This window comes from Bifidobacterium tissieri (genome assembly GCF_002259645.1).
GTDB classification, from domain to species: Bacteria; Actinomycetota; Actinomycetes; order Actinomycetales; family Bifidobacteriaceae; genus Galliscardovia; species Galliscardovia tissieri.
Genome location: NZ_MWWV01000003.1, coordinates 58,446 through 72,258 on the forward strand (window position 1 = coordinate 58,446; position 13,813 = coordinate 72,258).

Annotated in this window: 13 protein-coding genes; all 13 read left to right on the forward strand. The window is 62.6% G+C overall.

All coding sequences use genetic code 11. The features are described 5' to 3' along the window. Positions 1-266: 266 nt before the first annotated feature. The 13 genes from BTIS_RS01915 to BTIS_RS01975 all read left to right on the forward strand — a co-directional run bounded on the left by BTIS_RS01915 (position 267) and on the right by BTIS_RS01975 (position 13,664). Entirely contained in the window at positions 267-1,004 is a 738-nt protein-coding gene (locus tag BTIS_RS01915; RefSeq protein WP_245819217.1) for an orotate phosphoribosyltransferase, read from the forward strand. Further along, positions 1,001-1,819, forward strand: coding sequence for a TrmH family RNA methyltransferase (locus tag BTIS_RS01920; protein ID WP_094662148.1), 819 nt, complete (start codon positions 1,001-1,003; stop codon positions 1,817-1,819). Before BTIS_RS01915 ends, BTIS_RS01920 begins: the two co-directional genes overlap by 4 nt. A 100-nt stretch (positions 1,820-1,919) precedes the next feature. Further along, complete coding sequence (locus BTIS_RS01925; protein ID WP_094662150.1) at positions 1,920-2,930, forward strand: ATP-binding cassette domain-containing protein; 1,011 nt, start codon at positions 1,920-1,922, stop codon at positions 2,928-2,930. 254 nt (positions 2,931-3,184) lie between these two features. After that, positions 3,185-4,051: an ABC transporter permease subunit gene (locus BTIS_RS01930; protein WP_094662152.1), complete on the forward strand. Its 867-nt coding sequence runs from the start codon at positions 3,185-3,187 to the stop codon at positions 4,049-4,051. 116 nt (positions 4,052-4,167) lie between these two features. Next, the gene (gatC, locus tag BTIS_RS01935; RefSeq protein WP_093960607.1) at positions 4,168-4,458 is read left to right on the forward strand and encodes an Asp-tRNA(Asn)/Glu-tRNA(Gln) amidotransferase subunit GatC; all 291 of its coding nucleotides are present in this window, start codon (positions 4,168-4,170) and stop codon (positions 4,456-4,458) included. A gap of 21 nt (positions 4,459-4,479) precedes the next feature. Further along, positions 4,480-6,012 carry an Asp-tRNA(Asn)/Glu-tRNA(Gln) amidotransferase subunit GatA gene (gene gatA / locus BTIS_RS01940; protein ID WP_094662154.1) on the forward strand — a complete coding sequence of 511 codons (1,533 nt, stop codon included), beginning with the start codon at positions 4,480-4,482 and terminating at the stop codon, positions 6,010-6,012. A 21-nt stretch (positions 6,013-6,033) separates the two neighbouring features. Beyond that, on the forward strand, positions 6,034-7,533 hold the full coding sequence (gatB, locus tag BTIS_RS01945; RefSeq protein WP_094662156.1) for an Asp-tRNA(Asn)/Glu-tRNA(Gln) amidotransferase subunit GatB: 1,500 nt from the start codon (positions 6,034-6,036) through the stop codon (positions 7,531-7,533). 362 nt (positions 7,534-7,895) lie between these two features. Next, complete coding sequence (locus tag BTIS_RS01950) at positions 7,896-8,840, forward strand: GNAT family N-acetyltransferase (protein ID WP_420807004.1); 945 nt, start codon at positions 7,896-7,898, stop codon at positions 8,838-8,840. Beyond that, positions 8,837-9,151 (forward strand): DUF2469 domain-containing protein, encoded by a 315-nt coding sequence (locus BTIS_RS01955; RefSeq protein ID WP_094662160.1) that lies wholly within the window; start codon positions 8,837-8,839, stop codon positions 9,149-9,151. The genes BTIS_RS01950 and BTIS_RS01955 overlap by 4 nt, the downstream gene beginning before the upstream one ends. 241 nt (positions 9,152-9,392) lie before the next feature. Continuing rightward, positions 9,393-11,015, forward strand: coding sequence for an NAD(P)/FAD-dependent oxidoreductase (locus BTIS_RS01960; RefSeq protein WP_094662162.1), 1,623 nt, complete (start codon positions 9,393-9,395; stop codon positions 11,013-11,015). A 626-nt stretch (positions 11,016-11,641) separates the two neighbouring features. Beyond that, positions 11,642-12,013 (forward strand): 50S ribosomal protein L19, encoded by a 372-nt coding sequence (rplS, locus tag BTIS_RS01965; RefSeq protein ID WP_094662163.1) that lies wholly within the window; start codon positions 11,642-11,644, stop codon positions 12,011-12,013. 170 nt (positions 12,014-12,183) lie between these two features. Continuing rightward, positions 12,184-12,840 carry a signal peptidase I gene (gene lepB, locus BTIS_RS01970; RefSeq protein WP_169713041.1) on the forward strand — a complete coding sequence of 219 codons (657 nt, stop codon included), beginning with the start codon at positions 12,184-12,186 and terminating at the stop codon, positions 12,838-12,840. Further along, positions 12,840-13,664, forward strand: coding sequence for a ribonuclease HII (locus tag BTIS_RS01975; RefSeq protein WP_094662165.1), 825 nt, complete (start codon positions 12,840-12,842; stop codon positions 13,662-13,664). The genes lepB and BTIS_RS01975 overlap by 1 nt, the downstream gene beginning before the upstream one ends. Positions 13,665-13,813 lie beyond the last annotated feature (149 nt).

Sequence of the window (13,813 nt, forward strand, 5' to 3'; positions counted from 1 at the left end):
GCGTGCGGTTCACCTCCCTGACCGCCTCCGTCATCGGGGGTATGCGGCGGGTATAGTGGTCCGCGGCGGTTTCGACCGCCCACTTGCAAGTGACGACGGGCCACTGCTCCTCCTCGCGTGACCCGTCACGGTCCCGCGTCTCGTTTCGACGAGGCGCGGGACTTTTTCGTCATGGCTGTTCGTCATGTTTTCCTGCGGCGTTTCCCGCGCGGTTTTCCGCAGTGTTCTCCACAGTCCCGGGATAAGGCTGGGGATAAGGTGGGAGCATGAGTGAACAGAATTCCGCGGGATTCCGCAAGACCGGCACTCCCGACGTGCGCGACGACAAGCCCGCCGCAGACGCATTCGGATTGGCCGACGATTTCTTCGACGCCAAGGATCTGCTGCGTCGCATGCTGGAAAAGGAAGTGTCCGACAAACCGTTCAGTGAGCTGACCTCCGTGGCGCTTGATCATCAGGGCAACGGGCTCATCGGCCACACGCTGCTCGATACGCTCGAGGAGCAGGGCTACGGCCTCGACGACTTCGACGCCGTGGGCGCGCTCACCGCCGCTGCGGTACCGCTGGCCTGCGCGATGGTCGCCGCCGCCGCGTCCCGCGGTCAGGATCTCGACGCATTCGTAATGGACTTCGTCTACCCGGGCGTCAAGGGACCGAGCATCAAGGGCAAGCGCGTGATCCTGCTCGATTCATGGCTGAGCGAGAAGTCCTACGTGCAGACGTCGTCGCTGGTGACCCTGCGCAACGGCAACGAACTGAGTCTTGATTTCGGCATCGTGGAGCATGAAGGTGCCATGATCCTCGCCGTCGCTTCGCTGATCGGCGGTGTGGACATGACCGAACCGAAGATCGACGTGATCAATCCGGTGACCGGCGAGGAGAGCGAACTGCCGTTCATCGAGGTGTTCAAGGAGAGCGAACTGCGCGATCACGTACCGGCCGCTCCCACCGATCAGTCCGATGGCACTGACAACGCCGACCCCGAGGAGACCGCCGAGGCATGAGGGAGCCCAACCCGATCACCAAGGCGGCCATGGAATCCGGCGAACCGACCTTCCGCGAAGTGGGCGTGGGGCCATGGGCGGAAACGCATCCCGACCGTCCCCGTCCCGACGATCTCGGCGATCCGGCCAACTATGATCCGCGCTACGACACCGAACTGCTGAACAACGGCGACCGTCGTAACGTGCTCGACCGCTATCGTTACTGGAGCGTGCCCGCCATCAAGGCCGATCTGGACGCGCGCGGACGCCATCCGTTCGAAGTGGCCATCGAAAACTGGACACACGACTTCAACATCGGATCGATGGTCCGTACCGCCAACGCGTTCGCCGCCGCCCGCGTGCACATCGTGGGACCGCATAAGTGGAACCGCAAGGGCGCGCTGATGACCGAGCTCTACCAGCACATCGAACATCACCCCACCATCGCCGATCTGGTGGCCGACTGGCATCGTCGCATCGCCGCAGCCGTCGCCGCGGCCGAACACAACGCCGCCGAGGCCGCCCGTCGATCCGACTATCAGGGCACCGCGTACTGGCAGTCCGAAGTCGACGATCTCAACGCCGCCCGCATCATCGCCATGGATATCATCCCCGGTGCGGTGCCAATGGAAACCTACCGGTTCCCGAAGCACTGCCTGCTGCTGTTCGGCGCGGAAGGTCCTGGGCTGAGCGAGAAGGCGCTCGAACTGGCCGACGATGTGGTGTACATCTCCCAGTTCGGATCCGTACGATCCATCAACGCCGGTGCGGCGGCGGCGGTATCCATGCATGCGTGGATCGCCCAGCACGCGCGTATCGCCACGAACGCCGCATAAGCGGCCGAACGCCGATCCCGGTCCGTCGCATTGCCACGACGGGCCGGAATCATTCCTGTGGCGGATTGCATCGAAGGGGGTGAACGGGTAGGTTGGAATCATGTTAGAGATAGAGAAGCTTTCCAAGGCGTTCAGGGGGAAGAAGGCCGTGGATCAGATCTCCTTCACCGCGAAGAACGGCCGTGTCACCGGATTCCTCGGACCCAACGGTGCCGGCAAATCCACCACCATGAAGGCCATGCTCGGCCTGATCCATCCCGACTCCGGCCGGGCGCTCATCGACGGCCGGTCATACAGCAAATTGTCATCACCCATGCGTGCGGTCGGTGCGGTATTCGACGCCCGGTCCGCGCACAAGAGCATCAGCGCCTACGCGCATCTACGATCCCTCGCCCTGACCAACGGCATTCCCAAGGCCCGCGTGGACGAAGTGATCAGCATCACCGGCATCGACAGCGTAAAGAAGCGCAAGGCCGGCAGCTACTCACTGGGCATGAGCCAACGGCTGTCCATCGCCGCCGCACTGCTCGGCGACCCATACAATCTCATCCTTGACGAACCGATCAACGGCCTCGACCCGGAAGGTGTCAAATGGGTGCGCGAACTCTGCCGCTACTACGCCGCCCAAGGACGTGCCGTGCTGCTCAGCTCGCATCTGATGAGTGAGGTGGCGCTGACCGCCGACGATCTGGTGATCATCGGACAGGGACGCATCCTGCAGCAGGTCAGCGTCGCCGACTTCGTCCGACAGCATTCCGGCCACGGCATCCGCATCGTCACGCCTGATCCCGAACGCGTGCGCAACGTCCTGACGGCGACGGTGCCTGGAACGCGTGTGGAACTCGTCGAACGCAAGGAAAGCGATCCGCCGAGCGGGTACGCGGTCCGTGTGACCGGAGTGCCATTGGAGACGGTCGCGCAGACGCTTGCCCATACGCAGACCGTGGTCTATCAGTTCGTGCAGGAACGAGGATCGCTTGAGGACGCGTATATGGAACTCACGCACGCGAGTGCCGAATACCGGTCGACGCTGCCGGGACAGGCCGCGCAATCGACAACGACGAATGACGGCGCGAACGATGATCATCGTGAACGGGGGAGGGGAATCTGATGGCTGCACCACGACGAGGACGGCACTCACGGCCGGTTGAGCCGGAATCGGTTGAGCCGATCGCATCCGTTGGGATGCCGAATCCGACCGGGATGACGAATCCGATTAGAACGGTCGGTACGAACGGACCTGTTGCTTCAGCGCAGCCGCCGACACCGCCCCAGCGGCGATCCGGAGCTCGGCGATCCGGAGCCCAGCCGTCCCGAACCGAGTCCCGCAGACGTCCGCGCGCACGTCGCACCCAACCCAGCCGCGTGCCCAACGGTCGTCTGAGCCTGTGGGGCTGCATCCGCGGCGAATTCGTCCGACTCTTCGCGCTCGCCTCCACCTACTGGCTGCTGGGCATCACCCTCGTACTGCTGCCCGCGGGCGCGGCCATGAACGCGTGGACCATACACTGGTCGATGGGCGTGGATCCCCAGACCGCCAAACCGCTCGACACCCCCAATCCGGTCGACGTGGTGGACCTGTGGATCTCCGTCTCCGGCTTCGTATCCACCGTGGCCATCGTGACCGGCATCTTCGGCGTTCTCGCCATCACCTCGGAATACTCGACCAAATCCATTCAGGCCACGCTCACCGCCAATCCGAAACGCCTGACCATGATCACGGCCAAGATCATCGCCGTATCGGTGACCGTATTCATCGTGGCGCTCGCCGGACTGATGATCTCATGGGCGGTCGTGTCGATCATGTCGAACGACTGGTCGATTACGCAGCTGTCCGGCCGCGAATGGCGTTTGCCGTGGGTCTCGCTGTTCGGCGGTGCCGCGGTTCTGGTGCTCATGGCGCTGATGGCGTTCGGCGTGGGCGCGATCTGTCGCAGCACGCCCGGCGCGCTGTTCGGCTACATCGCCATCCTGACGATTCTGCCGAACATCCTGACGATCGTGTCGGTCATGGCCAAGGAATTCAAGTGGGTGGGCACCGTCGCCGCGTTCATGCCCGGCAGCAGCATCGACCGGTTCCTGCAGATGAACGCCACATCGCCAACCCTGAGCGCCGTCAGCTACGACTACTTCGTGCCCAACTGGTGGCAGAGTCTCCTCGTGCTCGTGGGCTGGACCATGGTGTCCGTCGTCATCGGCGCCCTCGTCGTCAGGCGCGCCGACATCAAGTAGGCGCGGAAGGCGCGGAAGGTACGGAAGGCTCGGTGTTCCGATATGGTTCCGAACCGGCTTGACAACGTTCGGAACATGCCTTCCGCGTGTCACATACGGCACTTATAGTGAAGGGCATGCCTACTTTTTCACGTGAAGAAATCGTGCATTTGGGCGATCTCGCCCGAATTGCGCTCACCGACGAGGAAATCACCCGACTTCAGGGCGAACTGAACGTCATCGCCGACTCCATCAACGAAGTGCAGAAGGTGGCCGGCCCCGACGTGCAGCCCACCGCCAACCCGGTCCCGCTCGAGGCCTACCTGCGTCCCGACGTGGCCGAAACCCCGCTGACCCAGGCCGAAGCCCTTGCCGGCGGTCCCAAGACCGAGGCCGGCATGTTCGTGGCCCCGCGCATCCAGGAATAACAAGGGGAGAAACGAAACCTCATGACTAACGCAACCGAACTGGTGAAGCTGTCCGCCGCCGAGATGGCGGCCAAGCTCAAGGCCAAGGAAGTCTCCAGCCGCGAACTGACCGAAGCCCATCTGGCCGTGATCGACAAGGCCGAGCCCACCGTCGACGCCTTCCTCAAGGTGGCCTCCGAATCCGCGCTCGCCGAGGCCGACGCCTTCGATGCCAAGAACGCCAAGGGCGAGACCGAGGGTCTGCCCGAACTGGCCGGCGTGCCGATCGCGATCAAGGACATGATCGTGACCAAGGGCATCGAGACCACCGCCGCCTCCAAGATCCTCGAAGGCTGGATTCCCCCGTACGACGCCACCGTGATCTCCAAGATCAAGGCCGCCGGCATGCCGATCCTCGGCAAGACCAACCTCGATGAGTTCGCGCAGGGCTCCTCCACCGAGCACTCCGCGTTCAAGACCACCAAGAACCCGTGGAACGCCGAGCACGTGCCCGGCGGCTCCGGTGGTGGTTCCGCCTCCGCCGTCGGCGCGTTCGAGGCCCCGATCGCACTCGGCACCGACACCGGTGGCTCCATCCGTCAGCCCGGCGCCTTCACCGGCACCGTCGGCGTGAAGCCCACCTACGGTGGAGTGAGCCGTTTCGGCGCCATCGCCATGGCCTCCTCGCTCGACCAGATCGGTCCGGTCTCCCGTACCGTGCTCGACTCCGCCCTGCTGCACGAGGTGATCGGCGGACACGACAAGCGTGACTCCACCTCCATCCCGCGCGAGGTGCCGCCGGTGGTCGCCGCCGCCCGCGAAGGTCAGAAGATGGACCTGACCGGAATGAAGATCGGTCTGGTCAAGGAACTGTCCGGCGACGGCTTCCAGGCCGACGTCGAGGCCCGCTTCAACGAGGCCGTCAAACTGCTCGAAGGCATGGGCGCCGAGGTCGTCGAGGTCTCCTGCCCGCACTTCCCGGCCGCTCTGGGTGCCTACTACATCATCATGCCGTCCGAGGTGAGCTCCAACCTGGCCCGCTACGATGGCATGCGCTACGGCCTGCGCGTCATGCCGCCGGCCGACGTGCCGCAGACCGCCGCCAACATGATGGCCTACACTCGTGAGGCCGGCTTCGGCGACGAGGTCAAGCGCCGTATCATCCTCGGCACCTACGCCCTGTCCGCCGGCTACTACGACGCCTGGTACGGCAGCGCCCAGAAGGTGCGCACCCTCGTGATCGAGGACTTCCACAACGCGTTCGAGAAGGTCGACGTGCTCGTGTCCCCGACCGCCCCGACCACCGCGTTCAAGTTCGGTGAGAAGACCGCCGACCCGATCACCATGTACCTGGGCGACGTCACCACCATCCCCGCCAACATGGGCGGCGTCCCGGCCATGAGCATCCCCGCCGGCCTCGGCGACGACGGCATGCCCGTCGGCTTCCAGTTCTTCGCACCGCAGATGCAGGACGAGAAGATGTACAAGCCGGCCGCAGCCCTCGAAGCCGCGCTGGAGAACCAGTGGGGCGGCCCGATCTGGAACAAGCTCAACACCCCCTGGCTGGCCGACTGAAAGCGCGCATAGGAGCAGATAATGGCAGAAAAACTCATGAAATTCTCCGAGGCCGTCAAGAAGTACGATCCGGTCATCGGTCTGGAAACCCACGTTGAGCTGAGCACGAACACCAAGCTGTTCTGCCCCGCCCACATCGAATTCGGCGGCGAGCCCAACACCCAGCTGACCCCGGTCTCCCTGGGCCTGCCTGGCAGCCTCCCGGTGATCAACAAGACCGCCGTGGACTACGCCATCAAGCTCGGTCTCGCCCTGCACTGCGAGATCGCCGAGTGGAGCCAGTTCGCCCGCAAGAACTACTTCTACCCGGACATGCCGCGCGACTACCAGATCTCCCAGTACGACAAGCCGACCAACGGCAACGGCTACCTCGACGTGGAGCTCGACGACGGCAGCGTCTTCCGCGTGCCGATCGAGCGTGCGCACATCGAGGACGACGCCGGCAAGAACACCCACATCGGTGGTGCCGACGGCCGTATCGAAGGCGCCGACCACTCGCTGGTCGACTACAACCGCGCCGGCGTGCCGCTGATCGAGATCGTCACCAAGCCGATCGAAGGCGTGGGCGACCGCGCCGCCGAGATCGCCGGTGCCTACATGCGTACGCTGCGCGACATCGTGCGCGCCCTCAACATCAGCCACGCCCGCATGGAGCAGGGCAACATGCGCGCCGACGTGAACGTGTCGCTGCGTCCGAGCCCGTCCGACCCGTACGGCACTCGTTCCGAAACCAAGAACGTCAACTCGTTCCGCGGCATCGAGAAGACCATCACGTACGAGATCCGTCGTCAGGCCGCCCGCCTCGACGAGGGCAAGGAGATCCTGCAGGAGACCCGTCACTGGGACGAGTCCACGCAGACCACCGCCGGCGGACGACTGAAGACCGACGCCGACGACTACCGCTACTTCCCGGACCCCGACCTCGTGATGCTGCACATCACCAAGGAGCACATCGCCGAGATCGCCGCCGAGATGCCGGAGATGCCGCGCGAGCGCCACAACCGCCTGCAGAAGGAATGGGAACTTTCCGACCTGCAGATGCGTGACATCATCAACGCCGACGCCCTCGACCTGATCGAGGAGACCGTGAAGGCCGGAGCCAAGGCCGCCGGTGCCCGCAAGTGGTGGCTGGGCGAGCTGAGCCGCGAAGCCAACAAGAAGGAAGTCAGCCTCGAAGAGCTGCCGATCACCCCGGCCGACGTGGCCGAAGTGGAGAAGCTCATCGCCTCCGGCAAGCTCAACGACAAGCTCGCCAAGCAGACCGTCGCCGGCGTGCTCGCCGGTGAGGGCACGCCCGACGAGGTCGTCAAGAAGCACGGCTACAAGATCGTCGAGGACACGGGCGCGATCGAGTCCGCCGTCGACGAGGCACTTGCCGCCAACCCGGACGTGGCCGAGAAGCTCAAGAGCGGCAACATGAAGCCGATGGGCGTGATCATCGGTGCCGTGATGAAGGCCACCCGCGGTCAGGCCGACGCCAAGGCGGTCACCAAGATCGTCATGGCCAAGGTCAAGGGCTGAGCAGTCGCGAACAAGGCCGAGTGCCGTTCTCGACAAAAGAACCGTCGAGCTGAAGGTTCGGTTATCCCAACCTGAGAAGTGACTGTGAAAAAGTCACGACTCGCTACCATGGCATAGATTCCCCGTGTATCCTATACGCGGGGAATCTGTCATTGTGGACGGAACAGCGCCTCGACGTGCCTCGATGCAGGAACGTAGGCAGACGACTGAACGCAGGCAGACGACGACGATAACCGATGAGAAAGCGACCAATGTCAGATACAGTGAACACCGATCAGTACGCCGACGCCGAGGCCATCGCCGAAGTGAAGGTTGGACGCACCCTTCCGGACCGTCTCGACATCCCGGAGATCAAGGGCGAGATGGTGCAGCTGCGTCCCGCGACCATCGATGATCTGGTCCAGATGGACGAACTGCAGGCGTTCTACAATGCCTCGGGCATTACCGGCAAGGACGAACAGGCGGAACGCGCACTGGTCCACACATGGGTCGGTCGTTCCGTGGCATGGGGTCTGGGACAGTCGCCGGCCGAATCCGGCGTCGGCGATCCGGAATCCCGTCGCACCATCGCATGGTCGGTACTCGCCGACTCCAACATCGACGACGACGATCTCGAAGACCGCAGCAAGGTCATCGGCATGATCTTCCTGATCGACATCGACAGCTGGGCCAAATCCGCCCGCATCCAAGTGATGCTCGGCAAGGACTACCGCGGTCGCGGATACTCCCGTGACGCCATGCCGCGCGTCATGACCTACGGCTTCGCACCCGAACCCGCCGGACTCGGACTGCACCGCATCTGGGTGGCCGTTCCGGAAAAGAACACGCGCTCGCTGAGCGTCTACCAGTCGCTCGGATTCATGGTGGAGGGCACGTCCCGCCACGCGCTGTGGGATGACGCCAATCAGCGATATCAGGACCAGATCGTTCTCGGCACGCTCGTCGACGAATACGATCCGATCCGTTCGCTTGATGCATTCGGCATGCACCTGATCGAAGACAACCCGGGCGTGCGCGAGGCGCTGGCCGCACGCGAACACTCGCTCGCCATCGAGATCAGTCGTGACGGCAAGAGCGGGGCCGATGCCGAACGTCGTGAAGAGAACGGTATGATGAGCGGGCTCGCCAATCTGATTCTGGGTGGCGAGGACGACGATGACAAGACCAAGCGCGGCGGGAGCAGCAAGGCCAAGAGTGACGAACAGACCATGTGGCCGTACTCCAACCGCGACGAAGAAGGAGCCGAACGGTCGAAGCGCGCCTGGTGGCGTAATCTGGGCAGCCGTTCGCGAGGGAGTGATAAATGAGCGCTGAAGATCTCGACAACTACGAGACCGATGCGGAACTGGCGTTGTATCGCGAATACCGCGATGTGATCAAGCTGTTCACCTACGTGGTGGAGACCGAACGACGCTTCTATCTGGCCAACAAGGTGGACTTCAACGTGCGCTCGGCCGGGCAGGACGTGTACTTCGACGTGCAGCTCACCGACGCATGGGTGTGGGACGTGTATCGTCCCAGCCGATTCGTGACCAACGTCCGCATCGTCACGTTCAAGGACGTGAACGTCGAGGAGGTTCAGAAAACCGACATCGACATTCCCGACGACATCAGCTGATTGACCGGCTGACCGTCTGGCCGTCTGACTACCGCACGCCAGGACCCATTCCCGGGTTCTGGCGTGTTGCGTATCCGGAGGGGAAAGAACGCGCAAAGAATGTGTGTGCACATCCCCGATGTGCGGTTCGTCTCCGGGGATTGCAGTAGAGTGGTGCCGCTTTTGTTTGTGCGCGAACGCACGAGATTGCATCACCTGCATGAGCAGGCACCACGAAAACGCATCTGTAAGGGAGTATGACGTGGCAGAAAAGAAGTCGGTTGTGATCATCGGCGGTGGCCCGGCCGGACTGACCGCGGCCTGGGAACTCGTCAAGGACGGAGGCTCCGCAAACTACGACGTGACTGTGCTGGAGGCCAGCCGCGAATTCGGCGGCATCTCCCGCACCGTGAAGCACAATGGCAACCGCATGGACATCGGCGGCCACCGTTTCTTCTCCAAGGACGATCGCATCATGGACTGGTGGAAGAACGTCCTGCCCCTGCAGGGTGCCCCCAGCTACGACGACAAGAAGCTCGGTCGTCACCACGACCTCGAGCCCGGCGGCCCCGATCCCGAGGTCACCGACGCCGTGATGCTCAAGCGTCACCGCGTCTCCCGCATCTTCTACGGCGGCCGATTCTTCGACTACCCGATCTCCCTGAAGCCAGCCACCTTCAAGGCCATGGGCTTCGTCGTCACCATGCAGGCCGGTTTCAGCTATCTCAAGTCGATCTTCCACAAGCTGCCGGAAGACAACCTTGAAAACTTCTACATCAACCGCTTCGGCCGCAAGCTCTACTCCATGTTCTTCGAGGGCTACACGGAGAAGCTGTGGGGACGTCACCCCTCCCAGATCTCCGCCGACTGGGGTGCCCAGCGCGTCAAGGGCCTTTCCATCCTCGGCGTGCTCAAGAACGCCTTCTCCAAGCTGCTTCCCAAGAAGCGCAGCAACAAGGAGGTCGAAACCTCCCTGATCGAGGAGTTCTGGTATCCCAAGTACGGTCCCGGCCAGCTGTGGGAGACCGTTGAGCGCAACTGCGAGCAGAACGGTGTGCGTGTCCTCACCGACGCCACCGTCGTGGAGATTCGTCAGGATGGCGGTCGCATCGCCTCCGTTGTCTACGCCGACTCCGAAGGCAATCGCACCGAGCTGACCGCCGACCAGTTCATCTCCTCCATGCCCGTCAAGGATCTGGTCAACGCCCTCGACGCCGCCACCAAGGACGAATCCGCCGAGCCGGCCGCCACGACCGCCGTCGTGCCCGCCGACATGAAGCACATCGCCAACGGACTGCCGTACCGCGACTTTGTCACCGTCGGTCTGCTCGTCAAGCGACTCCGTCTGCGCAACACCACCAGCATCCCCACCCTCGGCAACCCGCCCATCGTGCCCGACTGCTGGATCTACGTTCAGGACCCCGGCTTCACCGTCGGTCGTATCCAGGTCTTCAACAACTGGAGCCCCTACCTGGTGCAGGACGTCGACGACACCGTCTGGATCGGTCTCGAATACTTCTGCGATGAGGGCGACCGTTTCTGGAACATGTCCGAAGACGAATGCATCAAGTTCGCCATCAACGAGATGGTCCGCATGAAGATCATCGCCAGCTCCAACGACGTGCTCGACACCCATCGCGAGAAGGTCAAGAAGGCCTACCCCGCCTACTTCGACACCTACGCGCAGATGGACGAGCTCGTCGAATACCTCGACTCCTTTGGCAACCTCTACTGCGTCGGCCGTAACGGTCAGCACCACTACAACAACATGGATCACTCCATGGGCACCGCCATCGAGGCCGTCGGCAACATCAAGTCCGGCCGCACCTCCAAGCGCAACGTGTGGAACGTGAACACCGAAAAGTCCTACCACGAAGAGAAGTAGGGCGGTGAAGTAGGACGGTATGGAACCGTAGGGGAATATGGTCCGACAGATGCCCGGTCGTCGATATGAGTCGATGTCCGGGCATTTCCGCATTCGGAGACGGTGAATTGATATGACCGTTCTGGGTATTACCGGACTCCCGTTCTGGGTATTACCGGATATCTGGGTATAACCGGGTAGGTTAGCGGCGAAACAGAGGGTGTTCGTGACACGGTTATACCCAGAGCCGGTGTTCATGACCCGGTTTGACCCAAACAGAGGAAGATCGGATTGCTGGGGCTGGCTTGGAGAAGAGGAAAGGCGGTGTGGCCGGATTTCCGAGTGGAATGATTACGAAAACCGGGTGTGAGGCGGGTGTAGGGATCGCGAATCGAATGGAATGACCGCGAACCGGATGGAATGACCATGTCGTCCTGGGGGCGCGTATACTTGAAGAGTTGTGCCGAGACGCGGATTGCCGCATAGATTCACGTCTCAACAGGTCCAGACCCTAGCGATCGGATCGGCGCGCTCCCCGAGGGCAGACCCGACGGGATACCGAATTTTGGAGGACAAGCCAGCGGCACGAACCGCGGCCCGTCTTCCCCCGACTTGCGCTGATATGCGGCGGCAATGGAGGAAACATCATGGTTAATGCCATCGAAGCGTTCGACGCCAAGCACCTGAAGCCGGCCGATTCCATCCCGGCTTTCCGTCCCGGCGACACCGTCAAGGTGAACGTGAATATCAAGGAAGGCAACAACTCCCGTATTCAGGCGTTCCAGGGCGTGGTCATCGCTCGTCAGGGTGCCGGTGTGCGTGAGACCTTCGTGGTCCGCAAGATCAGCTTCGGCGTCGGTGTGGAGCGTCGCTTCCCGCTGCACTCCCCGATCATCGACTCCATCGAGCTGGTCCGCAAGGGCAAGGTGCGTCGCGCCAAGCTGTACTACCTGCGCTCCCTGCGTGGCAAGGCCGCTCGTATCGTCGAGCGTCGCGACAACACCCAGAAGGCCGACTGATTTCAGGCTCTTCTTGCGTAGCGCGTAGCAGCATCAGGCCCGGAGTCTCGAAAGAGGCCCCGGGCCTTTGCATATCCAAATCGTCATCCCCGTACGGAACCCATACGGAACAGGAACGGGCGCGGTAGAATCTGAACAGCTGTTCGTACTTCGACGAGGGGAAATCACCTATGACCGTCAACCAGGCACCTCAGACACCTTCGGATTCCTCCGCGGATCCCGAGCGCATGACGTTGCGTGATCTGATCGTCTGGGCCGGCATTCCACTCGTCATCGTACTGTTTCTTCGTCTGTTCGTCATCGGCGTATACGAGATTCCCTCCGCGTCGATGGCCACCACACTGCAGGTCGGCGACCGCGTCGTCGCCAGCAAACTCACACCACGGTTCTTCGAGATCAAACGTGGCGACATCGTGATCTTCAAGGATCCGAACAACTGGCTGGGCGAAACCACCAAAAGCAATCTGCTGATCAAACGAGTGATCGGTCTGCCCGGTGACACCGTGGCCTGTGCCGGAGCCGGTCAGCCCGTCACCGTCAACGGACACGCGATCGACGATTCCGCATTCATCCGCGACGGCGTGAACCCCAGCGACTACGCATTCTCCGTGACCGTCACCGCCGATCATCTGTTCGTGATGGGCGATAATCGTTCCAATTCCGCCGATTCGCGCGTCCACCAAGGCGATGGTGATCACGGTCTGGTACCGGTGAACGACGTGCAGGGCGTGGCGTTCGCCATCTATTGGCCGATCTCGCACTGGAGCACATTGAACAGACCCGATGACGCCTTCGCCAACGTCGGGGGAGTGGAAGGAGCGAAATAATGGCCACCGTCGTTCCGCGTCCGGCACCCACGCTTGATCGTGAAAAAACGCTGGCGGGCAAACGCTATTCACTGATCGTCGGATTCGATGAAGTGGGCCGCGGATCCCTCGCCGGGCCCGCCATGGTCGGCGCTGCGGCATTGCTCTCGCGCGACATCGACGAATGGACCGTGCCCACGGGCGTGGCCGATTCCAAAATGCTCACCGAAGTCCGTCGGCAATCGCTGCTCGAACCGCTCAAAACCTGGTCCGCCGCATGGGCTGTGGGATCGGTGAGCGCTCGCGAGATCGACGAGTGGGGCATCGTATACGCGCTGGGCGTGGCCGCCGTGCGCGCGCTCAACGAAATCGAGACGCTGCTGACCACCGGCGATCACACCGATCTGGGCGTGGGCGCCGCCGTGGCCAAGGCCGTGAGTCGTCAGGGCATATCGCCCGCATGGCATGGCACGATCGGCGATATCGGCGGTGAGGAGCCCGGTGTGCGACTCAAGGCCGACGAGCTGCGTGTGGCGGGAATTCTTGACGGTCCGAGCGACTACATCACGCCGGTGGTCAATTCGTTTGATGCGCCGGAACTGCTCAAGCCGATCGCCATGACCACCGTGGTCAAGGGCGATCGTCAGTGCGCCAGTGTGGCTGCCGCGGCGGTGATCGCCAAGGTAACGCGCGACCATCTGATCGAGGATCTGGCCGCGGCGCATCCGGAGTATGAGGCGTACGGCTGGTCCAGCAACAAAGGATACGGTTCGGTGCCGCATCGCGCCGCCATCGCCAAGCACGGTCCGACCGAGTATCATCGCACCACCTGGCACCTGTGTTGATAGGCTGTGTTGATCGTCTGTGTTGATGGACGGCTGTGGTGATGGGCACCTGTGTTGATGGACGTCTGTGCTGGGCTGAACACTAATCTGATTCGCACATACCCGCACACGGTAGTGTGATCACACTAAGTATGGGGTGGCATCAGTCC